The sequence below is a fragment of the Streptomyces sp. NPDC055103 genome (assembly GCF_053607625.1).
On sequence record NZ_JBSGTX010000051.1, the window covers coordinates 42793 to 66477 of the forward strand.

Genomic DNA, 23685 nt, shown 5'->3' on the forward strand with positions numbered 1-23685 from the left:
GGACACCCGCACCCCGCACACCCGCGCGCCCCGCGCCCCCCCCCCCGCGGCCGGCGCGGCCCCCCCCCCCCCTATTTACCCACTCCGTGCGCGCCCCCCCCTACGGGACGGGCGGGGGCGGGCACCCCCCCCCCCCGGCCCTTCCTCGTACCCGCTGCCACGCCTACCGCGCGTACGGCACCGTCATGATCTCCATGTTGTGGCCGTCCGGGTCGTCGAAGTACGCACCCCGGCCGCCGAAGAGCCCGTTCACCCTGCCCGGTTCGGTGTGGCCGGGGTCGGCGTAGTACGTCACGCCGGCCGCCTCCAGCCGCTCGATCATCGCGTCGAAGCTCCCGTCGGGGACGAGGAACGCGTAGTGCTGCGGGTGGATCGGGGCGGTCTTCTCCTCGTAGTAGTCGAGGGTCACGCCGTTGGAGAGGTCGACGGGGAGGAACGGGCCGAAGGGGGCGCCGACCTCCAGACCGAGGATGTCCGCGAGGAAGTGGGCGGAGAGGGAGCGGTCGTAGGAGTGGACGATGGTGTGGTTCAGCTGAATCGCATCGGAAGAGCGCGTCATCCGACCGACATTAGGGCGCGCCCCGGGGCCCGGCAAAGGAGAAACGGGAGAAGGGCCGGATCCCCGTGGGGTTCCGGCCCTTCTCCCGTACGTGCCTGCGCGCGTTACTTCGCGGCGACCTCTTCGAGGCAGAGCACGAACTTGACCGAGTTGAGCTCCTGCGCGAGGGCCGAGACCTCCGTGCCGCACTTGTTCACGTCGAAGGTGTCCTCGATGACCTTGAGGACCTTGAACGTGTCGGCCTTGCCGGCCGCGCAGTCGACGGTGTCGACCTTCGGGTCGTTGTCGGGACCCGTCACCGTGACGCACTCGCCGGCCTCGGCGTGCACCGGGGCCTCGCCCGTGAGGTACGGGACGCCGAACTTCCAGGCGAGGACGGCGACGATGGCGACGAGGACGGCGCCGACCTTCTTGAGGATCTGCTTCCCCTTCGACGGAGCCTGCGGCGCCTCGGGGGCGCCGAAGGCGGCGGGCTGCTGCTCGGGGGTGAGGGGCGCGGACGGCGTCGTCATGAGGATTCCTTGGGGGGCGCGGACATGATCAGACGCGAACGTTACATGCGCTAAAACCGGCAAAAAGGATCGTGAAGATCCACTTCCGGATCAGATGCCGAGTCGTGATCCTGGCGCAACGTCAGGGTCGCGGCCCCAGCTGCCGCTGGCGCTCCAACGCCCTCCGCAAGTCCACCGGAAGCGGGTGATACGGGCCGTACGCGCGCTCCGCGTCGAAGAGCAGCCGCTGGAGCTCCGCCTGCCCGGCCGCGTGCTCCCCGGTCGCGAGGTGCAACAGCCCCACCCGGTGCCGGATGTCGAACGCCCGGGCCGGGTCGGCGCCCCGCTCGTAGAACGGCAGGACCGCGCGGAACTCCCCGAGCGCGGCGGCCGTCTCGCCCAGCTGCTCCAGACACACCGCCGCGTCGTACCGGAACTGGAGCGTCTGCGGGTCCGCCGGGCCCGCCTCCGCGTCGCGGTCCTCCGCGAGGCGGCGCAGCTCCGGCAGCGCGCGCCGGTACTGGCCGTCGTCCATCAGCGTCGACGCGTACTGCTTGCGCAGGATGCGGACGACCGGCGAACGCTCACCGTGCTCGGCCTCGGCGGCGGGCAGGATGCCGCCGAGGATGTCCACGGCCTGCGTCAACGAGCCCTCCCCGAGCAGCCGCTTGACCTCGTCGACGGCGGCCGCGACATCGCGGCGGGGAGTCGGCACGGGGGCGGGAGTGGGCGCGGGGGCGGATGTGGGGGCGGTCGTGGGGGCGGGCGTGGGGGCGGGCGTCGCGTACAGGCGGGGGTCCGTCGTCTGCTGCGGCGGCGTCTGCTGCGGCGGTGCGGTCATCGGCGCCGGCGCGCTCCGGTCCGGCCAGGGCGCGTGCGGGCGCAGGAACGGGCGGGTCGGGTCCATCGGGCCCGCCGGGGCGCCGCGCGCGGGCAGCAGCGGGAGCAGGTGCTCGTACACCTCCTGCGCGCCCGAGGGCCGGTCGCGCGGGTCCTTCGCGAGGAGCCGCAGCACGAGCGCTTCGAGGGCGTCGGGGACCTCGGGGCGCAGCTGCCGGATCGGGCGCGGCGGCTCGTACAGGTGCCGGTGCAGCACGCCGAGCGCGGTCGAGCCGGAGAACGGCACGTCCCCGCTGAGGAGTTCGTGGAGGAGCACACCGAGCGCGTACAGATCGGTGTACGGGCCGACGGCGCCGCCCATGGCCTGCTCGGGCGCCATGTACGCCGGGCTGCCGATGGGGGAACCGGTGTGGGTGAGGCGGGTGGTGTCCGTGTCCAGGACGGAGGCGACGCCCAGGTCGAGGACGGTGACCGTGCCGTCGGGGCGCACCATCACGTTCCGCGGCTTGAGGTCGCGGTGCACGATCGGCACCGCGTGCACGGCGGCGAGGACCGCGCACAGCTGCGCGGCGACACAGACGGCCCACTCCCAGGGGTACGGGTCGTTCTCGGCGAGGTGGTCGGCGAGGTCGGCGCCCTCCACGTACTGCATGACGAGGTACAGGTCCTCGCCGTCGCTGCCCGCGTCGTGCACGGTCACCAGGCCGGGGTGGTCGACCTGCGCCGTGACCCGGCACTCGCGCACGAAGCGGCGGCGCAGCTCGTCGGCGGCGGTCGCGGGCCCGGCGATGCCGGCGGGGTGCAGCAGCTTCACCGCGACCCGGCGGTCGAGCCGCCCGTCGTACGCCGTCCAGACCTGGCCCATGCCGCCCTGGCCGATGACGGTGGCGAGCTCGTAACGCCCGCCGATGACACGTCCGTTCATCTGCGGCCTTCGCCTTCGCGTCCGGCCTGCCGGTCCTGCCCGTCCTTGCGCAGGAGATCGCTCAGCTCGTCGAGCTCGGCGCGGACCTGCTCGATGCGGGGCGCGGAGGCCGGCTGGACCGGGTTGACCGGCGGCGGAGGTGCGCAGATGTACGGGGCGGGGGCCCCGCTCGACGTCGTCGTGACGGCGGCACCGTCCGGCCCGTACGAGTATCCGAGCGGCCGGTGCGGGGGCGGCACCGGCATCGCGCGGCGGCGTTCGTGGTGCCGGAGCTCCCCGACCAGGTAGTAGGCGACCGAACCGGCCCCCAGGACCAGGATCGTGCCGACTCCGAGGAAGGCCTCCAGGTCGGTGGGCTCCTCGTCGCCCGTGATGCCCATGTAGACGAAGAACGCGGTGGCCGCGACGAAGGTCATACCGAAGGCCACCCAGTCCCGCACCGTGCGCGTGAGGATCGCGAGCCGCAGCATCGGCGCCCAGGCCAGGATGCCGCAACTGAGCAGCGGCAGCACGACGAAGAGGACGCGCAGCGCGATCAGGCCGCCGGAGGCGCCTGCGGCGGGGCCGGGCGGCAACGGCTGCGGGACCTGCGGGACCTGCGGGGGGCCGTACATCGGCTGCTGCTCCTGCTCGAACGGGTCGGGTAGGAGACGAGCGTATACACCGTCACCGACAACGGTTCCTGGTTGTCCGGAACCGTTGTCGAACAGAACCGTCGCCGGACGGATCAGGGCGCGACCGTGCCGTCCGCCAGGCCGTCGTACAGGCCCTGGACGAGCTGTTCGCCGAGCCGGGACGCCTGCCGCAGGGCCTCCTCGAACTCCGCGAGGGCGCGGAACCGCGCGCCGAACCGCCGCTGTTCGGCGAGGGGCAGGCGCGGCAGCTGGAGCCGGCGCACGTCGAGCCGGGTCGCGGTGGAGGCGTAGCTGCTGGCCTGCCGGGTGTTGGCGGTGGCCCGGAGGAACCCGGCCAGGAACCACGGGTCGAGGGCCGCCGGGTCGGGGCGGAGGAGCTGGAGGTTGCGGCCGAGGGCGGCGCCCTCGGCACGGGCGTCGACGACCCGTACGGCCGCGCCGCCGCCGAGGACCGGGACGACGACGTCACCGGCGGCGAGGAGGACCGGTTCCTCGGGCGGGCCGTCGGGCAGCGAGCCGGAGGGCGGCTGGGCGGCGAGGACGTCGTGGTCGGTGAGGACCGCGACGGGGGCGCCGGCGGGGGCCGTACCCGTGCCGCCCGCGCGCAGGGTCAGGGCCCCGGCGCGCGCGAGTTCGCCGACGGTGGTCGTCCCGGCCGTGGCCGTGAGGCGGCCCGCCGTGGCGCCGCCGGTCGTGCCGCCGCCCGCCGTGGCCGGGTCGGTCACGGGCGGCGGTGTCAGCTGACGGGTCCGGTGCAGGGTCTCGGCGAGACGCTCGCGGACCAGGGCCAGTTGGATCGCTCCCTCGGCGGCGGCCGCGGGCGGCAGATGGCGGGCGGGGGCGAGGTCGACGTCGTCGTCGAGGAGCTCGATGACGGGGACGGCGCGGCTCTCCCCGGGGGTCGGGACGACGGTCCCGTCCCGGTCGAACGCCGTCCAGGCGTCCAGTACGGCCGCGTGGACGGCCGGCCAGCCGAGCCGGTCCCTGCTGTCCCTCCCGTCCCTGCCCTGGCCGTCCCTGCCCTGGCCCGCGTGCTCGGAGGCGGTGTCGACGAGGAGCAGTTCGGCGGCGGGGCGGTCGCCGGGGACGGGCTTGCGCAGGACCCAGAGGTGGAGCGGGATGCCGTACGGGGGCGCGGCGCCGGCCGGGAGGGCGACGACCGCGCGGAGGGCGCCCCTGCGGAGCAGGTCGGCGCGGATCCGGCGGCCGGAGCGGCGGGAGGCGGCGGCCGGGGGCATGAGGAGGACGGCGGTGCCGCCGGGGCGGAGGCGGGCCAGGGCGTGCTGCACCCAGGCGAGCTCGGACTCCGTACGGGCCGGGAAGCCGTACTCCCAGCGCGGGTCGTAGGCCAGTTCGTCGTGGCCCCAGTTGCGCTCGTTGAACGGCGGGTGGCACAGGACGACGTCGGCGGCGAGCGCCGGGAACGCGTCGGCGCGCAGGCTGTCGCCGGAGCGGACGCGGATGTCGGCGTCGGTGGCGAGGGCCAGGCGCAGGGCGGTGAGCGCGGCGAGGTCGTGGTCGGCGTCCTGTCCGCAGACCGCGCCGGGCCGCTCGACCGCGCTGAGCAGGCCGCCGGTGCCGGAGGCGGGGTCGAGGACGGTGAGGGGGACGGCGCGCGGGACGGCGACCGGGGCGGTGGGGTCGTCGGGGGTGGCGTGGGAGGTGCCTTGGGAGGTGCCTTGGGAGGTGCCTTCGGGTGTGCCGTCCTTGGCGCCGGTCGGGGCGCCCGTCGCGAGGGCGGCCATCAGGGAGGCGGGGCCGGGCGGGGTCAGCGTGAACTGCCGGGGGTTGGCGTCGAGGTGCCGGCCGAGCAGGAACTCGAAGGCCGGACGGACCCCGCCCGTCTCCGCTGCGAGGTCGGCGACCCCGCGCAGGAGCGGGACGGAGGGCGTGAGCGCGGAGGCGCTGGGGGTGAGGACGGCCCGCTCGGGGCCGAGACGCTCGGTAAGCGTCTCCTCCAGGGCGACGGGGAGCACGCCCGTGAACCGCTCGTCCGGGAGCGCGGCGAGCGCCGGCCAGGCCGCCGACCGGTCCCGTACGAGAAGGAGGGCGCAGCCCGCGTGGACGAGGGCGGTGACCGCGCCGGCGGGGTGGCCCGCGATCTGCTGCCAGACGCGCTCGCGCAGCGGGATCTCGGCGAGTTTGCCCTGGTCGCGGAGCCATCGCTCGACGTCGGCGAGGGCGAAGGAGGGGCTGGCCTCCGTGCCGCCCACGGGCTTGGGGAAGTCGGGATGACGGCGGCGCCAGTTGCTGACGGCGGCCCGGCCCACCCCCGCGAGCCGGGCGATCCCGGCGGCGGTGACCTCTGTCGCGCCCGCGTCTCCTGCGCTCTCCTCCGGCACCTGACTCAACTCCCTGAATCGCCCTCGTCCATGTCCACGCCCTCGTGTGACATCGATCTTACTGCGGAAGCCGCGCGACACCACTTCACAGCGTGCGCGGGCTTCTTTTCCATTAACCGTGTTGACTCGGTTCACAAGCTCTGCTGTGATTACCCCATCGCTTCAGACAGCTTCTCTGTCCGGGAGGACACACCCATGTCGTACGACACCCAGGTCCCGCCCGCCGCCCCGCGGCAGGCCATGCGCAACGGCCTCGGCACCGCGGCCCTGATCCTCGGCATCATCGGTACGCTCTCCGGCCTCATCCCGCTGCTCTTCTGGCTGGCCGGCACCCTGGGCCTCATCGCCCTGATCCTGGGCCTCGTGGGCAAGGGCCGCGTGAAGCGCGGCGAGGCGAACAACAAGGGCGTGACGCTCACCGGCGCGATCCTCGGCCTCGTGTCCCTGATCCTGGCGACGGTCGGCCTGATCATCACGGTCACCGCCGCCAAGGACCTGGTGGACGAGCTCGACAAGGGCATCAAGGAGTCCGCGCCGAAGAGCCCGACGGCGTCCGGGGCCCCGGCGGGCGACGCCGGCAAGGCGGACAAGGGCAAGGCCCTGGAGGACGGCGACACCTCGGTCTACGACGACCTGAAGGTCACGGTCTCGGACCCGAAGCCGTTCACCGCCGGTGAGTACGCGGTCGGCCACACCAAGGGCAACAAGTCGTACCAGGTCACGGTCACCGTCGAGAACGGCGGCAAGAAGAACTTCGACGCCGTCGGTGTCCAGCTGAGCGCGCGGGCCGGTGCCAACGGCGTCGAGGCGGAGCAGATCTTCGACGAGAAGGTCGGCGCGGGCTTCCAGGGCGCCGTCCTGCCGGGCAAGAAGGCCACCCTCACGGTCGCCTTCGACGCCCCGAAGGACGCCAAGAACCTGACCGTCGAGGTCAACCCCGGCTTCACGTACGACGCCTCGCAGTGGGAACTGAAGATCGGCTGACGCAGGCCGCCCGACCGCCCCAGGCGGTCACCACCCGGACCGGGGGCCCCACGGGGCCCCCTTCCCCCGTACAACTCCCCCCGTACATCCCCTCGGAGACACCGCCACCATGCACGCCACGCCCCGCCGCCCGCTCGCCGTCGCCCTCCTCTGCGCGGCCGTCGCGCTCTCCGCCACCGCCTGCGCCCGGTTCTCGGACGTCCCGGTGTCCGAGGAGGTCACGGACGGCCCCTCCCCCAAAGCCACGGGCCCCTTCGGGGAGTCGACCGGGCCGCAGATCCTCGACCGGGCGATCGCGGCGACGAAGGCGGCGAAGTCCCTGACGCTGGACGTCGACGTGACGTCCGACGGGGAGCCGCTGAAGGCGTACCTCTCCGTCGACTCTCGGGGGAAGTGCGTGGGCACGCTGACCGTCGACGCGACGGGCACGGCCGAGCTGATCAAGGCCGACGACAAGAACGCGTACCTGCGCTTCGACGAGTCGTTCCTGCGCGCGCAGGGGAAGGGCGAGAGCCCGGAGGTCCAGGAGGCGCTGCTCCAGCAGCTCAGGGGCCGCTGGACGAAGTCGTCCGTGAACGACCCAGACACCAAGGGCATGCTGGAACTCTGCGACCTGAAGGGACTCCTCGCCGCGTTCGAGCAGGGCGGGAGCGGCATCCAGAAGGGCGGGGAGGCCGTCGTCGACGGACGGAAGGCACTGAAGCTGACGGAGCCGGGCGGCACCGCCGCCGACGAGACCAACACCGTCTACGTCGCCGCGGAGGGCGAGCCGCACATCCTGAGGATCGTGACGACGGGCGGCGACGAGCCGGGGACGATCACGTTCTCGCGGTACGACAGGCCGGTCGAGGCGAAGGCCCCGCCGGCCAAGGACGTCGTCGTCACGGACTGAGGCTCCGTACGGGCTTACGGTTCCGCACGAACCGACACTCCGCGCGGATCCGGAACCCGTCAGACGCGGTGGCGCACCCACACGTTGGGCTCGACATAGACCGCGTAGCCGCGCGAGACCTCGCAGTGGACCGGGACGAGGGCCTTGTCGACCTCGACCGGACCGTCCGTGTCGAACGGCAGACCCGTCCACTTGCGCCACTGCTCGACGGAGCCGGAGACGGTCATCGACGCCGGGGCCACCGCCTCGACGACACCGCCCGCGCGGACGTGGACGCGCAGCCACGGGTCGACCGGCAGGCCGTCGGACTCGCGGGTGCGGAAGGCGTACTCGTGGATGGAGGACCCGGCCTCCAGGTGCTTGCCGTTGGGACGGACCGGCGCGACGAGCTCCGAGAAGCCGAGCCGCTTCACGTTGTCCCGCATGGCCGCGAGCATCCGGTGCGAGACGCCGTTGCCCAGCGCGCTCGTGTCGACCGTGATCTCGATCGCGCTGACGGTGTCCGCCTCGCGGCCGGCTCGCAGGTCCGAGAAGGCCCAGAGCAGCACCTCGTCCCAGCCCCGGGGCGGCAGTTCGCGACGGCCGTCGACGTCCATCCGGAAGGGGACGCTGAAACCGCGGGCGACGACCTTGCCCTCGTCGTTCGTGGCGACGAGGACGTACTCCGGCAGCTCACGCACGATCCGGCCGATGTTCGCCCAGCCGACCGGGTCGTACATCATGAACTCGGGCCAGAGATCGAGCATGCTCCACATCGGCCCTTCCAGCTCGGGTCGTGCGGCGAGGGTCGATATGTTCAGGTCCATGCAGGCAGGATAAAGATCCACTTCCGGAAGCCGAAACGATTTTCCCGAGGGGTCGGCGATCTACGGGAGTTCCTGCTGCGGGCACCCCTTGAGGACCCTCCTCATCGCGTCCCGCTCGGCGCCGGTCACCCACACCCCGTACTTCTTCTTCACGGCGACCTGCCGGGCCACGTACGTGCAGCGGTACGACCTGTTCGGCGGGAGCCAGGTCGCGGCGTCGCCGTCGGACTTGCGCCGGTTCGCCGACGCGTCGACGGCGAGGAGGTTGAGCGGGTCGTTTATGTCGGCACCCGTAACTGTCTCACCACTCCTCCCGTTATGTGCGCGTACAGCTTGTCTCACGGGGAGGGTGGCTTGCACGCGATGGAGTCAGAGGACACGGATGCCAGTTCCGAGACGACGGTGTTGCTGCACCGGACAGCGCTCGGGGCGCCGCCCATCGATTCACTTCCCTTCGACGGCGACTCGGTCCTTCAGCGGGCCGGTGTCGACGAGGGCAGACCCTTCATCCTCGGACCGGACGGCAGCTACGACTGCCACCTGAACCGCTTCCTTCGCGACCTGGAGAACTGGGGCGTGCGATCGGAGAACAGCCGCGTGGCCTACAGCACCGACGTCATGCTCTACTGCCGCTTTCTCCACGAGTCCCGCGGCGGAAAGTCCATCTGGGACACGGACGGTGCCGACCTGCGCGCGTACAAGGCCGTACGCCTTCACGGCGACGGACCGGGCAGCATCTCGGTGGCCACCTGGAACCGCTCCATCGCCGCACTCGACAAGTGGGTGCAGTGGTCGCTGTACGAGGAGTTGTTGTCGGCCGAACCGTTCCGGTACGTCGACAAGACCGTGGTGTCGCCGCAGGGGCCGAAACGCGTACGGGTCAACGTCGACGCCGAGGCCGAGGTGCCCCGGCAGCCGATCCGGTTCCTGTCGCACGAGGACTTCATGCTCTGGCGGGACATCGGGCTGCGCGGGCTGTTGCCGGACGGCTCCCCGGATGTCAGGTGGCGCGGGCGCAACGGCGAACGCAACGCTCTCTTCGCCGATCTCCTGGTCTGTACCGGCATGCGGCTGGGCGAGGCCGCGAGCGTGCTGACGACAGAACTGCCGCCGGTGACCGGCAGACGTCTGATCGGCGACATCACCGTCTCGGCCGCCGTGGCCAAGCGAGGCAAGGCCCGCACGGTGTACGTCCGCCCCCGAGTGGCCCGCGACCTGCGCCACTACGTCGGCATGGAGCGTGACGAGCTGGTACAGCGGCATCGTGCCCGAGGCGTGTACGAAGCGGCTGCGGAGTGGCTGCCAGTCCGCCGGGCGAACCGACACGCGCTGGTGATCGAGAACGGAACGAGCTGGTCGTACTCGCGCATCGGTGCGGCGGACCGGGCACGACTCGTCCAGGTCGACGGCCGAGGAAGCACGGTCGGCCCCCTGTGTCTGTGGCTCGGTGAGAATGGGCTGCCGTTGCGGCGCAGTACCTGGCAGTCGGTCTTCCAGCGGGCGAACGAGCGGTGCGCCTCCTTCGGACTCGACTTCGATGTCCACCCGCACACCCTGCGGCACACGTTCGCGGTGCACATGCTCGGCCTGCTGCTGCGCCAGACCGTCCGGGCACTCGGCATGCGTGAGGACCGCCGGTTCACCCACGCGGAGGTGAAGCGCCTGCTCATCGGCAATCCTCTGCGCAAGCTCCAGCTCCTGCTCGGTCACCGCCATGAGGCGACCGTGTACACGTACCTCGATGTCCTGGACGAGGCCCAGGAGATCGTGCTCGCGGCGCTCGGCGACTGGGACGAGCAGGCCGCCGCCTTCGAGCGGATCCCCTCGGACTCGGAGGAGGAGCAGTGAGCCGGCGCCGCGTCCGCTTCCCTGCCGCTGTCGAGACCTCTGCGGCAACAGAGCCCGTGCCGACGATCGGTCCCGTGATCTTCACTGTGGATCTCAACGGGAGTCCCGAGAGCATCGACCTGTCTGGGCTCCCATGTCCCCGTCTCACCCGGGCCCTCGCTGCCGCACTCGCCGAAGTCCTCACTGCTCCCGGCACGCTGCGTGACCGCAGTGGCGTCCGCTACGTCGTCAAACGCATCCGGGAGTTCGTCGAGTTCACGGCCGCTGCCCTCCCGGACTCGGCCGCCGACCTGCGCCTGAGCGACCTGGAGCCCGATCTCCTGGACGCGTTCGAGACTCGTCTGATCGCTCGGTACGGCGAGGCGAGCAAGGAGCCGTACCTCACCATGACGTACCTCGTGCGGCTGCTGAAGCTGGTGCACGAGGCGCATCCTGAGTCCTTCGGGGCAACCTTTCACGCCCGCCTGGGCTTCACGTCGGCGTCGGCCCACCGGGCGTCGAAGCCACTCGACGCGTATCCGTTCCCGGTGCTCGACGCATTGGAGACCGCCGCCCGGGACGACGTCGCCCGCATCCGCGACCGGATCCTGGAGGGCGAGAAGCTGGCGGCCTCGGGGCGTGACCCACGTCGGTACGGCTGGGACCGGTTGGAGAACGTCCTCTGGTACATCGCCAACCACGGCCCGCTGACCGTCGACGACGCCTCGTACAAGGTCCTGCGCCCCTTGGGCGGAAGAGAGGAACTCAACGGTCGTCTCCACCTCACCACTAGGGACCTGGTGCCCTTCCTACTCCTTCTCGCCTGCCAGACGGGCATGGAACCCGAGTGCATCCGACAGCTGCGCTCCGACTGCCTGGCGAGTCCGGCACGCGGCTACGTCAGCATCGCCTACGTCAAGAAGCGCGCCCCGGGTTCCACTCACAAGACGGTCAGGGTCACCGATGGCGGCTCGCTGCGCTTCCCCGGTGGCGTGATCCGGCTGGCCCTGCGCCTGACGAAACGCACCCGCGAGCTGATCGGCAGCGACGCACTATGGTGCGACGTCGGTCGTCACGGGCAGGCCCGGGCATCCTTCGACGGTCCGCAAGGATCGGCCGTGAGCCGGCAGTGGATGTCCGAGCACGGGCTCGACCGCCTCACCGACCGCGCCGGCGGGCCCGTCACCCTTGACCTGCGGCGGGTACGCAAGACCGTCAAGTCCCGTCAGTACCTGCGGGCCGGCGGGGTCCTTGAGGACTTCGCCTCCGGCCACACACGGCCGGTCGCCGCGAAGCACTATGCGGACATCGACGCCCACGAAGAGACCCACGACCAGGCGGTGGAGGCGGGCCTTGCACAGGCACTGAGCGCGGCGCTGGCCCCACCGGTGGTGCTGTCGGACGAGGGCGCCCGACTCGACGACGGCCAGGCCGCGCTGACCGCGCGGGAGGTCGAGTCGGCACTCTCCGGCGAGCAGGACGTATGGCTCGCCTCCTGCCGCGACTTCTTCGCCTCACCGTTCGCGCGCAAGCCAGGGGCGGCCTGCCCCGTACCAGCCTGGGGCTGCCTGGAATGCCCGAACGCGGTGTTCACCAGCCGCCACCTGCCGAGCCTGCTGTCCTTCCTGGACTTCCTGGAGCGACAGCGCGAGGAGTATCCCGCCGCCGAGTGGACCGCGCGGTTCGGTCTCGCGTGGGACCGCATCGTCCACGGTGTCCGCGCCCGCTTCAGCACGCGCCAGATCGCCACGGCACAGGCGATCGCCGAGGCCGGAGGCGATCGCCTCCTGCTGCCCCCGTCGTTCCTGGAGGTCATCGCATGACTGCCGTCCCCAAGCCGCGGACCGGTGATCACGACCTGCCCTCGGCCTCGGAGTACGTCCTCCCGGAGTGGCTCACGCGAGACCTGCCGGACCCGGGTCCGCTCCTGTCCGAGGACGTCTGGGACCTGCGGTGCGTGCTGCCCCGCACCTGGCGGACGTGGCGGCTCGACTTCACGCAGATCGGCGATCCGATGACACGGCGCACGGCGAAGGAGTACGTCGCCTCCCGCCTCCACCGGGGCTCCCTGGGCCTCGGCCCCATGAAGGCCACGGCAGCGGCGGGAGAGCTGCGCGTCTTCATCGCCGTCACGAAGGATCTGAGGGATGTGGGCGCGCCACGATTGTCCGCCGTCGGCCGCGCGCACCTGGACGCCGTACTGACGAAGTGGAAGCCCAGTCCGAGCAATGCCGTCCGCAACATCGCACTTCTCAAGCACCTCGCGGCGCACGGCCCGTTCCTGTCCCAGGACCGGCTGAACGTCCTCCCTTGGAGCGGTCGCAGCGCCTACGCCGTCGTCGGCGTGCGGCGGGTCAAGGGAGAGAACGCCACCCCACGCATCCCCGAGGAGGTCCTCGCGCCTCTGCTAAGGGCCGCGGTCTTCTATGTGGAGACGGCCAGTGGCGACATCCTCACCGCCGAGCGGGAGGTCGCTGCGCTGGAAGCGGCACGCAGGGGCCAGAATCTTGGTCCTGGCCAGGCACGAGAAAGGGTTCTGGCCTTCATCGCCGAGCGCCGCGCTACGGGCCGTGGCATTCCCGCACTCCCTCGCGAGACCGCGCACACCGTGCCCGACGCCGTCACCGTCAACGGCGTATCGCAGAGTCCCAACCACCGCCTTGTCTCACTCCTGGTCGGCTGCGGGAACGCCTCGCACCTACGACCGCTGATGGCCGAGGCCGGCGAGGAGATCGGCTACGAGGAAGGCGGCCTGAACACTCCCATGTCCCCATGGCCAGCCTCCGGCAGGCCGTGGCGCCCGCGACTCAGCCCCTTCACGTTAGCCAACGAGCTGTCCTTCCTGCGCACGGCATGCTGGATCGTCATCGCCTACCTTTCGGGAATGCGGGACGTGGAAGTACGTGAGCTTGGCCGCGACTGCGCCACTTCCGAGACCGCAGCCGACGGGCGGCCCCGATACAAAGTCCGCGGACGGGTCTACAAGGGGAAGGACCACAAGCTCAGCGGGGACGAAGCCGAATGGGTCGTCCTGGATGTCGTGCACCGCGCCGTCGCCGTTCTCAAGGAGATCAACGACGACCCCGGCCACCTCTTCGGCTACGACGGCGGCGGCCGCAACGGATACGTACTGCTCACCAACGTGCCCCGGCGCATCCGCGCCTTCCGCGACCACCTCAACGCGCTCTTCAGCACAGCGGATGAGCTCTACGTCCCGCTGACGACGACACCCCCCGATGAGCCCTTTTGCCAGACGAGGAAGACGTGACCGAGGAAGACGCGCCAGAACCCACGGCACTTCCCTGGGCCTTCGACACCAGGCAGTTCCGCCGCACCCTCGCCTGGCACATCGCCCACCAGCCCTTCGGGGTGGTAGCGGGCGCACGCCAGTACAAGCACGCCGCGATCACCATGTTCGAGGGATACGCGGGCACCTCCGCCTCAGGCTTCGCCGACGAGGTCGCCGCCGAAGAGGCCGTGGCCAAGCTCGACTACGTCGAGGACCTCTACCACGACTGGAACGAGGGCGGACGCTCGGCAGGCGGCGCCACCCAGCGCATCGAGGCCGAATTCGACCGCGTCCGCAGTGAACTCGGAGACCTTCCGGGCGCGGTGGCCAGCCCGTCCCGGCTGAGGACACTGCTGCGACACCTGACGAAGACCCTGCACCCCGGCGTCCTGAACGACTGCTTCTACCAGGCGGAAACGGCCGTGTGCCGTAAGCGCGCCAAGCCCCTGGGACGCCCCGTCCCCATGCTCGACATGTGCATGCGCTGCCCCAACTCACGGCGCTCCGCCGTCCATCTGCCCCGCCTGGAACGGGCACACGACATGGCCCGGGCCGAACTCGGCGCGACCACCGGTCTCCCACGACTCCAGCAGCTCGCCATCACCGAGCACCTGGCCACACTCACCCGCCTGATCGCGGAGATCGACCACGAGGACACCCGACGATGACCGACTCCACAGACGAGACTCTTCAAGCCATCCGCACGGCCTTCGCCCGACTGGCCCGAGAGAACCCCGGCCTGACCGACATCGACCACAAGATCATGCGCGCCTTCGAGCAGCTCATGCTCGGCCGCCCCGAGATCACCGACGGCCGCACCTCGGCAGTGAACATCTCCGCCGAGGCCGGCGTCTCGCGAGCCTCGTACTACCGCTCACCTGTCTCAGCAGCGATCAAGGAAGTCCTCGGCACCCCGCAGGCCAGGCGGCCCGAGGCCGACGAATTCAGGCAGGAGATCGCCAAGCTGAAAAAGACCCTGCAGGAACTCCGCAGCGACAAGGCCGCCGAGATCCGGGATCTGCGATCGACCGTCGCGGCGTACGCAAACCAGATCCAGATCCTCACGCTCAGGAACGCCGAGCTGGAAGTGGACGGCCACCGGCTGCGAGCCCAACTCGTGGAGGAACAACACGGAGCGGTGACGCAGCTCCGGAATTCCCCGACATCCGCCGGGTCGCGGTCGGTTCAGTCGTGATCCATCAGACCTGTCAGCGGTCACGATTGCCCATGGGAACGGCAGTCGTGAGCGGTACTGGCGCCAGTCTCGGCGTTGTGCCGTTCTCACGGGGTCGTGCCACGCCGAGGACGGCTGGTGACTACGTGCGCTTCCTGGTCCGGGCCTGCTGCAGCTTGCGGGTGAAGCGGTGCATGTGGGGGTCGAGCAGGTCGTCCGACTCCTTGAGCACCTGCTCGTCAGTCAGCCACCGGATGGTTTCGAACTCGCCCTGGTCGTAAGAGGTGATGCTGTCGGCGTCGGCGTTGAGGAGGTACCAGAGCGATACGTCGGTGTGTGCGCCCTGCCCCCGGGTTCGGGTGACAGTGAGGAAGAGGGGATGCTCGCCTGTGATTGGTGATGCCACCGCCTGGATGCCCAGCTCCTCGGCGCACTCGCGAACGACTGCGGCCCACGGGTCCTCACCTGCCTCGACGTGTCCTCCGGCCGGCAGCCACAGGCCCGCCTTGCGATGTGCGACAAGCAGCAGCTGCCCGCGGGTGTCATCGAGGACGACGAAGTAGCTCACCAGGTGCATCGCCGGAGTATCCGGCTTGCGCACCCGGTAGACCGGGGCTGCGCTGGCGATCCACTGGGTGGCGGTCCTCAGATGTGCACGCTCCAGGTCGTCCCACGGCTCGATGGCACCGACCACCTCCAGAAGGTGAGCGCGCGGCTGATCGTCAGGGGCGGTGAGCGGGACGCCAATTGAAGTCATCCGCGCATCCTGGCAGGAGGCACTGACACGTGGAGCTGCCACTCAACCGCCGCACTGCTTGAGCATCGCTCTCTTGTCCGCCGTCGTTACGGAAAGCTCGTACTTCTCCGCTACCTGCGCGAACCGCACCGCGTACGAGCAGCGGACCGCCTTGTTGGGCGGCAGCCAGGCCGCCGGACCGGAGTCGCGCTTGGCGGAGTTCGTGGAGCCCAAGACCGGCAGAAGGTTCAGCACGTCGTTGGCCAGCCGCTGCCGCTTCTCCTTGCTCCAGCGCGCAGCACCCATCTGCCAGGCGTACGACAAGGGCACCACGTGGTCTATCTGCACCTCGGCGGCCTTCGCCTTCTTCCAGGCGATGTCCTTGCCGGTGTACGGGTCGTACAGGTCCATCGAGACGACCACGCAGTCGGAGCCGGCGCGGAACCGGACGTTCTGCCCGTGCAGTTCCAGCAAGTCGTTCCGCGTGTCACAGCCGTTCCGGGCCAGCGGCACACCGTCCGCCGTGTCCATCCACGCGTAGCCGAACTCGTCGCGGCCGTAGCCCGTCTTCGGCCCTCGACCCTTGGTCTGCAGCTTGGAGATCAGCTCACGAGCTGCCGCCTCGTCCTTCTCGGACGAGATCGGAGCCAGCCCGGGCTTCGTTCCGTCGGGGGCGGCCAAGGGGCTGGTTCCGTACTTGGCGGACGCTGACGAGCCACCGCCCGAGGAACCGCTCTCGCCAGAGAGTCCGCCTCCCGTGCAACCCGCCAGGCCCATCCCGATGACCAGTACAGCGCCGGCACGCAGCACACCGCTCGTGAGACACCGCCTGGGCACTCGGCCACCCCACCCCTGAGACACATCACCGTGAGACATCTACACCGCCAACATAACGTCGTTGGCGAAGCGGCGGCGCGTGTCCGTGTCCCACTTCCCGGCACCCTTCTGCCAGGCGTCGGAGAGCGCGACGACATGGTCGATGTCGACCTTGCTGCGCCCCCGGACGTACGCGACGGTGGTGCCGGTGTACGGGTCGTCGGTGAGGGTGCCGGAGGCGACCTTGCAGCGACCGTCCGCGAGGCGGACTCCGGTCAGGTCGCGCCGGAGTATGTCGTCGCGGGTGCCGCAGCCGTTGCCGTCGACGTCCGCCCAGGCCCGGCCGAACTTCTCCCGCTCGTAACCGGTCTTCGGAGCCCGGCCCTTGACGGTGAGGGTGTCCACGGCGGCGAGGGCCGTACCGCGGGCGGCGGGCTTGCCGCCTGTGCCGCCGTCAGGTGCGGGGGTGTCGGCGCCGGGCGAGCAGGCGGTGGTGACGAGCGCGGCGACGGCCAGCGCCGCGCCGGCCAGTGGCCTTCGATATATGCGGAACGTCCCTTGTGTGAACACCCCCGCATCTTAGGCGGGGGTGTTCACACGGGCCTCGTCTCAGACCTTGCCGATGCCGAGGGTGTTCTCGGCGGGGAGCAGGCCGGAGCCGATGGCGGACAGCCAGGGGCCGCCGAGCAGTTCGGCGAGGCGGGCCGTGTCGTCCGGGCCGAGGTCGGTCCAGGGGGCGGCGGCGAGTTCGTCCGTGCGCTGCTCGACCTCGGCGCGCAGGGCGCGGCCCTCGTCGGTGGCCGCGCCGGCCTCGTCCACGAGTCCGCGGGCGGCGAGGCGCGCGCGGGCCGCGGACCACGCCTCGGCGGACCAGCCGCGGCTCTCGAAGACCGGCTCGGGGGCGGCGCCGATCGCCGCGAAGGAGACGAGTGCCTCGACCGGGTCGAGCCCGGCGACGAGGAGTGCGGCGAGGTGCCCGTCGCCGCGGTGTTCGCGCAGGATCGTGGCGGCCTGCCAGAGGACGAGGTGCGGGGCCTCGGGCCAGGGCAGGTCGGCGTTGGCGGCGGCGAGCGGGCGCCCCTCCGTCCCGGCCGCCTCGGCGGCGCGGCGGGCGAGGGCGGCGGCCTCGGCGAGCTCGGGGCTCTTGACCGTGTCCTCGCCGAGGACGGCACGGTAGGTGCGGTCGACGGCCCGGAGGCGGGCGGCGAGGACGTCGGCGGCGCTCGCGGTCTCCCGGGCGCCCTCGCCGTCGCTCCCCGGTACGTACCGGGCGACCATCTCGGGGCTGAAGCTGTAGAACGCCGAGGTCACCCGGGCCGGGCCGGCCGGGCCGAGCGGCGCGGAGCGCCAGGCGAAGTAGGAGGGCCAGCGCTCGGCGGTGTCGTAGCCGAGGGCCGCGGCCTCGTCGAAGGCCTCGGGGGCGTAGTAGAGCAGGGCGTGGAGGGGTTCGAGCAGGTGCCACATCTGACGTACGCGTCCGGTTTCCACGGCGGTCTCCCTGGTGATCGGCTCATCGGCTGGTCGACTCACTGGCCCATCGACTTGTCACTGACTAGATTGCACCCGCCCTGTGAACTTGTCAACGACTAGATAGCGGCTAGGCTGCTGCCATGACGAGCCGGAAGACTTATCACCACGGCGACCTGCGGCAGTCCGTCCTCGCCGCCGCCCTCGACGCGATCGCCGCCGAGGGCCCCGGGGCGCTCAGCCTGCGCGACCTCGCCCGCCGCGCCGGCGTCTCCCACGCCGCACCCGCCCACCACTTCAAGGACCGCACCGGACTCCTCACCGCGATCGCCACCGAGGGGTACGACCTCCTGGCCGAGGCCCTCGCCGGCACGCCCGAGCTGCGCGAACGCGGCGTGCGGTACGTGCGGTTCGCGACCGACCATCCCGCGCACTTCCAGGTCATGTTCCAGCCGGACCTGCTCCGCACCGACGACCCGGAGCTCCTCGCCGCCAAGGAGCGCGCCTCCACCGAACTCCGCGCCGGCGTGGCCGGCCTGCCGGACGTCCCCGACACCCGCACGGCGGGCATCGCCGCCTGGTCGCTCGCCCACGGCTTCGCGACCCTGCTCCTGACGCGGAACGTCGACGCCGCACTGGGCGGCCGGGACCCCGAGGAGTACTTCCGTTCGCTGACGGGCCTGCTCTTCAGCGGCGCGCCCGCCGCGGAGGACGCGGCGGGCACGGAGAGCGCGGAGAGCGCGGAGAGCGCGGAGAGCGCGGAGGACACGGAGGGCGCGGAGAGCCGGAACTAGGCGGTTCAGGCGAGGGCCGCGACCAGCAGGGTGAAGGCCGCGATGATGACGGCGACGCGGACGTAGTGGTAGCGGTCCCAGCGGTTCATCTGCTCCTTCCAGTCATCGGGCCGGTTCTCGGGGGTCCACGTCTTGCCCTGGTTGTTGATCGGGACGAGCAGCAGGAGCGACATGACCACGCTGACGATCAGCAGCGCGCCGGCGGTGACGACGAGTCCGGCGCCCGCCAGGTGCCATCCGGCGACGGCCCAGATCGCGACCAGGACGAGCGAGCCGATGTACCAGACCGGCATGAGGGCGCCGAGCATGCGGCCGCCGTGGCTCCTGCCGCGCTGATTGCTGTCATCGGGGAGGGCGTTGAGGATCGGGTTGATGACGAAGGCGACGGAGAACTCCACCCCCACCATCAGGCCGACGATCACGGTGGTGGCGATCTCGAGTGCGTCGAGCATGACTGCCCCTCCTGGAACCTGGAATCTAGTGCCGCTAGGTGATGAGGCAACGCTAGCGCTACTGCCGCTTGATTGTCTAGCGGTGCTAGGATCGAAGTATGTCGGTACAGGAACGCAAGGAACGCGAAAGGGCGGGCCGCGAGCGTCTCATCGTGGCGACGGCCCGCGAGCTCGCCGAGCAGCAGGGCTGGGACGCGGTCACGACCCGCCGGCTCGCCGAGCGCATCGAATACAGCCAGCCAGTCCTCTACAGCCACTTCCGCGGCAAGCGCGAGATCATCGGCGCCGTCGCCCTGGAGGGGGCCACGGAAATGGCCGGGGCGCTACGGGCAGCGGCCTCCGCCGCGGACGGCCCGCGCGCCCGGGTCACCGCCCTCGCCCGCGCCTACCTCGACTTCGCCGAGCGCAATCCGGCGGTCTACGACGCGATGTTCCAGCTCGACGGCGGCCTGGCGTTCGCCGCCGAGGAGACCCCGGAGCCTCTGAAGGACGCCTTCGCCGCCCTGATGGAGACACTCGGCGAGGTCGCGGGGGAAGGCGTCGCGCCGGGACTGTTCACGGAGACGTTCTGGGCGGCCCTGCACGGTCTCGCGACCCTCACCCGGGCGGGACGGCTGCCCCCGGAGTACGCCGAACAGCGCGCCGAACTGGTGGCGTCCCGGCTCGCCGTGATCTGACGGAGCCGCCGCGGAATCCGGGCGGCTCGACGGACGCGCCCCGGCTCCGGACGGCTCAGCGGACGCACCCCGGCTCCGGACGGCTCGACGGACGCGCCCCGGCTCCGGACGGCTCAGCGGACGCACCCCGGCGTCCGGGCGGCTCGCCGGACGCGACCGGACGCGACCGTGCCCCGGTGGTTCGAGCGAACCACCGGGGCACGGTCACCCCGTCACGAGCCCAGGATCGTGGTGAGGAACTCCCCCGTCCACGCCAGCAGTTCGCGGCCCACCACCGGCTTGCCGCCGATCTTGCCCGACGTCGGGCGCGGCACCAGGATCTGGTGGGCCGCCGGCTTGATGACCGTGCGCGGGTACAGGCGCTTCAGGCGCAGCTCCTGCGACTCCCGCAGCTCCACCGGGGCGAAGCGGATGTTCGGGCCCTGGAGGACGATCTCGCCGACGCCGCACGCGCGCGCGAGCATCCGCAGGCCCGCCACCAGGAGCAGGTTCTCGACGGGCTCCGGCAGCTTGCCGTAGCGGTCGGTGAGCTCCTCGCGTACGGCCCTGATGTCCTCCTCCGAGTTGGCGGAGGCGATCGAGCGGTAGGCCTGGAGACGGAGCCGCTCGCCCGGCGCGTAGTCGTGCGGCATGTGGGCGTCGACCGGAAGCTCGATCTTCACCTCCAGCGGCGCCTCCTCCTCCGCGCCGCCCTCCATCTGCGCCCGGTAGTCCGCGACCGCCTCGCCGACCATCCGGACGTACAGGTCGAAGCCGACGCCCGCGATATGACCCGACTGCTCGCCGCCGAGCAGATTGCCCGCGCCGCGGATCTCCAGGTCCTTCATCGCCACGTACATGCCCGCGCCCATCTCGGTGTGCTGGGCGATCGTCGCGAGCCGCTCGTGCGCGGTCTCCGTGAGCGGCTTCTCCGGCGGGTAGAGGAAGTACGCGTATCCGCGCTCGCGGCCTCGGCCGACCCGGCCGCGCAGCTGGTGGAGCTGCGACAGGCCGAAGTTGTCGCCGCGCTCCACGATCAGCGTGTTGGCGTTGGAGATGTCGATGCCGGACTCGACGATCGTCGTCGAGACGAGGACGTCGAACTTCTTCTCCCAGAAGTCGACGACGACCTGCTCCAGGGCCGATTCCGACATCTGGCCGTGGGCCGTCGCGATCCGCGCCTCCGGCACGATCTCCCGGAGGCGGGCGGCCGCGCGGTCGATCGAGTCGACGCGGTTGTGGATGTAGAAGACCTGGCCCTCGCGCAGGAGTTCACGGCGGACGGCCGCGCCGATCTGCTTCTCCTCGTACGGGCCGACGAAGGTGAGGACGGGGTGCCGCTCCTCCGGCGGGGTGGTGATCGTCGACATCTCGCGGATGCCGGTCACCGCCATTTCGAGCGTACGGGGGATGGGGGTGGCCGACATGGTCAGGACGTCGACGTTGGCGCGGAGCTTCTTCAGCTGCTCCTTGTGCTCGACGCCGAAGCGCTGCTCCTCGTCGACGATGACCAGGCCGAGGTCCTTGAACTTCGTCTCGGAGGAGAAGAGGCGGTGGGTGCCGATGACGACGTCGACCGAACCCTCTCGCAGCCCCTCCAGGGTCGCCTTCGACTCGGTGTCGCTCTGGAAGCGGGACAGCGCCCGCACCTTCACCGGGAACTGCGAGTACCGCTCGCTGAACGTGCCGAAGTGCTGCTGCACGAGCAGCGTCGTCGGGACGAGGACGGCGACCTGCTTGCCGTCCTGGACCGCCTTGAAGGCGGCCCTTACCGCGATCTCCGTCTTGCCGTAGCCGACGTCGCCGCAGATCAGCCGGTCCATGGGGACCGTCTTCTCCATGTCCTCCTTCACCTCGGCGATGGTGGACAGCTGGTCGGGCGTCTCCGCGTACGGGAAGGCGTCCTCCAGCTCGCGCTGCCACGGGGTGTCCGTGCCGAAGGCGTGGCCGGGGGCCGCCATCCGCGCCGAGTACAGCTTGATCAGGTCGGCGGCGATCTCCTTGACGGCCTTCTTCGCGCGCGCCTTCGTCTTCGTCCAGTCGGCGCCGCCGAGCCGGTGCAGCGTCGGGGCCTCGCCGCCCACGTACTTGGTGACCTGCTCCAGCTGGTCGGTCGGGATGTACAGCCGGTCGCCGGGCTGGCCGCGCTTGGCGGGGGCGTACTCGACGAGGAGGTACTCGCGGGTCGCGCCCTGCACGGTCCGCTGGACCATCTCCACGTACCGGCCGACGCCGTGCTGCTCGTGCACGATGTAGTCGCCGACCTCCAGGGTCAGCGGGTCGATGGTCTTGCGGCGCTTGGCCGGCATCCGCTGGCCGTCCTTGCCGGCCGCCTTCTGGCCGGACAGGTCGGTCTCGGTGAGGACGGCGAGCTTGAGCGCCGGGTCGACGAAGCCCCAGTCGATGGAGCCGGTCGCGACGTGCACGACGGACGGGGCGATCTCCCCCAGGTCGGCGTCCAGGCGGGCGGCGATGCCCTCGCCGCCGAGGACCTCGACCGTACGGGTCGCGGGGCCGTGGGCCTCCGTCACGTACACCGTGCGCCAGCCGTCGGCCAGCCAGCCCTTGGTGTCGGCGAGCGCGCGGGCGGTGTCGCCGCGGTACGACTCCGGGGCGCGCATGCCGAGGGTGAGGGTGTCGCCCTCCCCGGAGACGGTCTCGTCCGCCGCGAACGGCGAGACCGACCACCAGGCGATGTCCAGCTCGCGCGCCCGGTCCCGGACGTCCGCGATCCCCCACAGGGAGGCCGCGCCGACGTCGATCGGGGCCTCGCCGCCGCCGGCGGTCGCCGCCCACGAGGCCTGGAGGAACTCCTGCGACGTCGCCACCAGGTCCGAGGCCCGGGTCCGCACCCGCTCCGGGTCGCAGACCACGGCCATGGCGCCCTTCGGCAGGACGTCGAGGAGCAGCTCCATGTCGTCGACGAGGACCGGGGCCAGGGACTCCATGCCCTCGACCGCGATGCCCTCCGCGATCTTGTTGAGGAGCTCGCCCAGCTCGGGGTGCTCCTCGGCCAGTGCCCTGGCCCGCTCGCGTACCTCGTCGGTGAGGAGCAGCTCGCGGCAGGGCGGCGCCCACAGGCCGTGCTCGGCGACTTCGAGGGAGCGCTGGTCCGCCACCTTGAAGTAGCGGATCTCCTCGACGTCGTCGCCCCAGAACTCGATGCGGAGCGGGTGCTCCTCGGTGGGCGGGAAGACGTCCAGGATGCCGCCGCGTACGGCGAACTCGCCGCGCTTCTCGACGAGCTCGACCCGGGAGTACGCGGCGGCCGCGAGGCCCGCGACGATCTCGTTCAGATCCGCGCTCTGGCCGGACCGCAGGGCTACGGGCTCCAGGTCGCCGAGGCCCTTGACCTGCGGCTGGAGCACGGAGCGGATCGGCGCGACGACGACGCTGACGGGGCCGGCGGCCGGGTCGTCGTCGCGGGGGTGCGCGAGGCGGCGCAGCACGGCGAGGCGGCGGCCGACGGTGTCGGAGCGGGGCGAGAGCCGCTCGTGCGGCAGGGTCTCCCAGGAGGGGTACTCGGCGACCGTGTCCGGGTCGAGGAGCGAGCGGAGCGCGGCGGCCAGGTCCTCGGCCTCCCGCCCGGTGGCCGTGACGGCGAGGACCGGGCGCCCCGAGTCGCGGGCGAGCGCGGCGACGGCGAACGGGCGCGCGGCGGCCGGCCCGACCAGGTCGACGTGCGGGCGGTTCCCGTCGGAGGCGGCCTTCACCGCCTCGGCGAGGGCCGCGTCCTTGACGACTTCATCAAGCAGGCCGTGCAGGCTCATGGAGCTTCCATCCCGGGTTCGGAGTACGGGGCGCGGTGGCCCGCGGGGGCGGGCAACGCGAACAGCCCGACACGTCGTACGGGCCGGGGTGTCCAGCGTACGACGGGGTCACGACAGTCGCTCCCGAAACACCGGGCGACAACGCGGGGCGGCCCCGGCGGACACCCCTTTCGGGGGCGCCCCCCGGGCGGCCCGGCGCCCCGGGGCACCGACCCCCGGGGCCGCCACCC

At 71.5% G+C, this 23685-nt stretch carries 20 protein-coding genes and 2 pseudogenes; 9 read left to right on the top strand and 13 right to left on the bottom strand.

What is annotated here, in order from left to right; genetic code table 11:
- Positions 1–163: 163 nt before the first annotated feature.
- The 5 genes from ACWFR1_RS28000 to ACWFR1_RS28020 all read right to left on the bottom strand — a co-directional run bounded on the left by ACWFR1_RS28000 (position 164) and on the right by ACWFR1_RS28020 (position 5792).
- On the bottom strand, positions 164–559 hold the full coding sequence (locus ACWFR1_RS28000) for a VOC family protein (RefSeq protein ID WP_453555767.1): 396 nt from the start codon (positions 557–559) through the stop codon (positions 164–166).
- Between the two features lie 104 nt (positions 560–663).
- Positions 664–1071 carry an LppU/SCO3897 family protein gene (locus ACWFR1_RS28005; protein WP_453555769.1) on the bottom strand — a complete coding sequence of 136 codons (408 nt, stop codon included), beginning with the start codon at positions 1069–1071 and terminating at the stop codon, positions 664–666.
- Between the two features lie 121 nt (positions 1072–1192).
- Positions 1193–2815: a protein kinase domain-containing protein gene (locus ACWFR1_RS28010; RefSeq protein WP_453555771.1), complete on the bottom strand. Its 1623-nt coding sequence runs from the start codon at positions 2813–2815 to the stop codon at positions 1193–1195.
- Positions 2812–3429, bottom strand: a complete 618-nt coding sequence (locus ACWFR1_RS28015) for a hypothetical protein (RefSeq protein ID WP_453555773.1) — start codon at positions 3427–3429, stop codon at positions 2812–2814. The genes ACWFR1_RS28010 and ACWFR1_RS28015 overlap by 4 nt, the downstream gene beginning before the upstream one ends.
- 113 nt (positions 3430–3542) lie before the next feature.
- Entirely contained in the window at positions 3543–5792 is a 2250-nt protein-coding gene (locus ACWFR1_RS28020) for an N-6 DNA methylase (RefSeq protein ID WP_453555775.1), read from the bottom strand.
- A gap of 195 nt (positions 5793–5987) precedes the next feature.
- Between ACWFR1_RS28020 and ACWFR1_RS28025 the strand changes: the two genes are divergently transcribed.
- Together ACWFR1_RS28025 and ACWFR1_RS28030 are read left to right on the top strand one after the other, a co-directional pair.
- Positions 5988–6776 (top strand): DUF4352 domain-containing protein, encoded by a 789-nt coding sequence (locus ACWFR1_RS28025; RefSeq protein WP_453555777.1) that lies wholly within the window; start codon positions 5988–5990, stop codon positions 6774–6776.
- A 109-nt stretch (positions 6777–6885) separates the two neighbouring features.
- On the top strand, positions 6886–7668 hold the full coding sequence (locus ACWFR1_RS28030) for a hypothetical protein (RefSeq protein ID WP_453555779.1): 783 nt from the start codon (positions 6886–6888) through the stop codon (positions 7666–7668).
- A 59-nt stretch (positions 7669–7727) separates the two neighbouring features.
- Here ACWFR1_RS28030 and ACWFR1_RS28035 read toward each other — a convergent pair whose 3' ends face one another.
- Positions 7728–8474, bottom strand: a complete 747-nt coding sequence (locus tag ACWFR1_RS28035) for an N-acetyltransferase (protein ID WP_453555781.1) — start codon at positions 8472–8474, stop codon at positions 7728–7730.
- A gap of 60 nt (positions 8475–8534) precedes the next feature.
- Positions 8535–8753 (bottom strand): annotated as a pseudogene (locus ACWFR1_RS28040) (HNH endonuclease family protein); the annotation flags it as partial.
- Positions 8754–8837: 84 nt separating this feature from the next.
- Here ACWFR1_RS28040 and ACWFR1_RS28045 point away from each other — a divergent pair.
- The 5 genes from ACWFR1_RS28045 (at position 8838) to ACWFR1_RS28065 (ending at position 14785) form a co-directional block, all read left to right on the top strand.
- Positions 8838–10322, top strand: coding sequence for a tyrosine-type recombinase/integrase (locus tag ACWFR1_RS28045; protein WP_453555783.1), 1485 nt, complete (start codon positions 8838–8840; stop codon positions 10320–10322).
- A gap of 74 nt (positions 10323–10396) precedes the next feature.
- A complete protein-coding gene (locus ACWFR1_RS28050; RefSeq protein WP_453555785.1) occupies positions 10397–12124 on the top strand; it encodes a hypothetical protein in 1728 nt (575 codons plus the stop codon).
- A complete protein-coding gene (locus tag ACWFR1_RS28055; protein ID WP_453555787.1) occupies positions 12121–13569 on the top strand; it encodes a hypothetical protein in 1449 nt (482 codons plus the stop codon). The genes ACWFR1_RS28050 and ACWFR1_RS28055 overlap by 4 nt, the downstream gene beginning before the upstream one ends.
- Complete coding sequence (locus ACWFR1_RS28060; protein WP_453555789.1) at positions 13566–14258, top strand: hypothetical protein; 693 nt, start codon at positions 13566–13568, stop codon at positions 14256–14258. The genes ACWFR1_RS28055 and ACWFR1_RS28060 overlap by 4 nt, the downstream gene beginning before the upstream one ends.
- Entirely contained in the window at positions 14255–14785 is a 531-nt protein-coding gene (locus ACWFR1_RS28065; protein WP_453555791.1) for a hypothetical protein, read from the top strand. Before ACWFR1_RS28060 ends, ACWFR1_RS28065 begins: the two co-directional genes overlap by 4 nt.
- A gap of 121 nt (positions 14786–14906) precedes the next feature.
- Here the strand turns inward: ACWFR1_RS28065 and ACWFR1_RS28070 are convergent, their stop codons facing one another.
- From ACWFR1_RS28070 to ACWFR1_RS28085, 4 genes and pseudogenes are all read right to left on the bottom strand, one after another.
- Positions 14907–15521: an NUDIX domain-containing protein gene (locus ACWFR1_RS28070; protein WP_453555793.1), complete on the bottom strand. Its 615-nt coding sequence runs from the start codon at positions 15519–15521 to the stop codon at positions 14907–14909.
- A gap of 42 nt (positions 15522–15563) precedes the next feature.
- The gene (locus tag ACWFR1_RS28075; protein ID WP_453555804.1) at positions 15564–16277 is read right to left on the bottom strand and encodes an HNH endonuclease family protein; all 714 of its coding nucleotides are present in this window, start codon (positions 16275–16277) and stop codon (positions 15564–15566) included.
- 117 nt (positions 16278–16394) lie between these two features.
- A pseudogene (locus ACWFR1_RS28080) lies at positions 16395–16886 on the bottom strand (HNH endonuclease family protein); the annotation flags it as partial.
- A 39-nt stretch (positions 16887–16925) separates the two neighbouring features.
- On the bottom strand, positions 16926–17780 hold the full coding sequence (locus ACWFR1_RS28085) for an SCO6745 family protein (RefSeq protein WP_453555806.1): 855 nt from the start codon (positions 17778–17780) through the stop codon (positions 16926–16928).
- A gap of 146 nt (positions 17781–17926) precedes the next feature.
- Between ACWFR1_RS28085 and ACWFR1_RS28090 the strand changes: the two genes are divergently transcribed.
- Positions 17927–18577, top strand: a complete 651-nt coding sequence (locus ACWFR1_RS28090) for a TetR/AcrR family transcriptional regulator (RefSeq protein WP_453555795.1) — start codon at positions 17927–17929, stop codon at positions 18575–18577.
- Positions 18578–18582: 5 nt separating this feature from the next.
- Here ACWFR1_RS28090 and ACWFR1_RS28095 read toward each other — a convergent pair whose 3' ends face one another.
- Positions 18583–19029: a DUF1772 domain-containing protein gene (locus tag ACWFR1_RS28095; protein ID WP_453555797.1), complete on the bottom strand. Its 447-nt coding sequence runs from the start codon at positions 19027–19029 to the stop codon at positions 18583–18585.
- Between the two features lie 98 nt (positions 19030–19127).
- Between ACWFR1_RS28095 and ACWFR1_RS28100 the strand changes: the two genes are divergently transcribed.
- Complete coding sequence (locus ACWFR1_RS28100) at positions 19128–19706, top strand: TetR/AcrR family transcriptional regulator (RefSeq protein ID WP_453555798.1); 579 nt, start codon at positions 19128–19130, stop codon at positions 19704–19706.
- Between the two features lie 212 nt (positions 19707–19918).
- Here the strand turns inward: ACWFR1_RS28100 and mfd are convergent, their stop codons facing one another.
- On the bottom strand, positions 19919–23455 hold the full coding sequence (mfd, locus tag ACWFR1_RS28105; protein ID WP_453555800.1) for a transcription-repair coupling factor: 3537 nt from the start codon (positions 23453–23455) through the stop codon (positions 19919–19921).
- Between the last annotated feature and the right edge of the window lie 230 nt (positions 23456–23685).

What these genes read in the sequence shown, in the direction of transcription:
- ACWFR1_RS28000 (WP_453555767.1), bottom strand. Translation starts at nt 559, where the DNA reads ATGACGCGCTCTTCCGATGCGATTCAGCTGAACCACACCATCGTCCAC.
- ACWFR1_RS28045 (WP_453555783.1), top strand. Translation starts at nt 8,838, where the DNA reads ATGGAGTCAGAGGACACGGATGCCAGTTCCGAGACGACGGTGTTGCTG.
- ACWFR1_RS28015 (WP_453555773.1), bottom strand. Translation starts at nt 3,429, where the DNA reads ATGTACGGCCCCCCGCAGGTCCCGCAGGTCCCGCAGCCGTTGCCGCCC.
- ACWFR1_RS28100 (WP_453555798.1), top strand. Translation starts at nt 19,128, where the DNA reads ATGTCGGTACAGGAACGCAAGGAACGCGAAAGGGCGGGCCGCGAGCGT.
- ACWFR1_RS28090 (WP_453555795.1), top strand. Translation starts at nt 17,927, where the DNA reads ATGACGAGCCGGAAGACTTATCACCACGGCGACCTGCGGCAGTCCGTC.
- ACWFR1_RS28085 (WP_453555806.1), bottom strand. Translation starts at nt 17,780, where the DNA reads ATGTGGCACCTGCTCGAACCCCTCCACGCCCTGCTCTACTACGCCCCC.
- ACWFR1_RS28025 (WP_453555777.1), top strand. Translation starts at nt 5,988, where the DNA reads ATGTCGTACGACACCCAGGTCCCGCCCGCCGCCCCGCGGCAGGCCATG.
- ACWFR1_RS28075 (WP_453555804.1), bottom strand. Translation starts at nt 16,277, where the DNA reads ATGGGCCTGGCGGGTTGCACGGGAGGCGGACTCTCTGGCGAGAGCGGT.
- ACWFR1_RS28010 (WP_453555771.1), bottom strand. Translation starts at nt 2,815, where the DNA reads ATGAACGGACGTGTCATCGGCGGGCGTTACGAGCTCGCCACCGTCATC.
- ACWFR1_RS28055 (WP_453555787.1), top strand. Translation starts at nt 12,121, where the DNA reads ATGACTGCCGTCCCCAAGCCGCGGACCGGTGATCACGACCTGCCCTCG.
- ACWFR1_RS28030 (WP_453555779.1), top strand. Translation starts at nt 6,886, where the DNA reads ATGCACGCCACGCCCCGCCGCCCGCTCGCCGTCGCCCTCCTCTGCGCG.
- ACWFR1_RS28065 (WP_453555791.1), top strand. Translation starts at nt 14,255, where the DNA reads ATGACCGACTCCACAGACGAGACTCTTCAAGCCATCCGCACGGCCTTC.
- ACWFR1_RS28070 (WP_453555793.1), bottom strand. Translation starts at nt 15,521, where the DNA reads ATGACTTCAATTGGCGTCCCGCTCACCGCCCCTGACGATCAGCCGCGC.
- ACWFR1_RS28005 (WP_453555769.1), bottom strand. Translation starts at nt 1,071, where the DNA reads ATGACGACGCCGTCCGCGCCCCTCACCCCCGAGCAGCAGCCCGCCGCC.
- mfd (WP_453555800.1), bottom strand. Translation starts at nt 23,455, where the DNA reads ATGAGCCTGCACGGCCTGCTTGATGAAGTCGTCAAGGACGCGGCCCTC.
- ACWFR1_RS28035 (WP_453555781.1), bottom strand. Translation starts at nt 8,474, where the DNA reads ATGGACCTGAACATATCGACCCTCGCCGCACGACCCGAGCTGGAAGGG.
- ACWFR1_RS28095 (WP_453555797.1), bottom strand. Translation starts at nt 19,029, where the DNA reads ATGCTCGACGCACTCGAGATCGCCACCACCGTGATCGTCGGCCTGATG.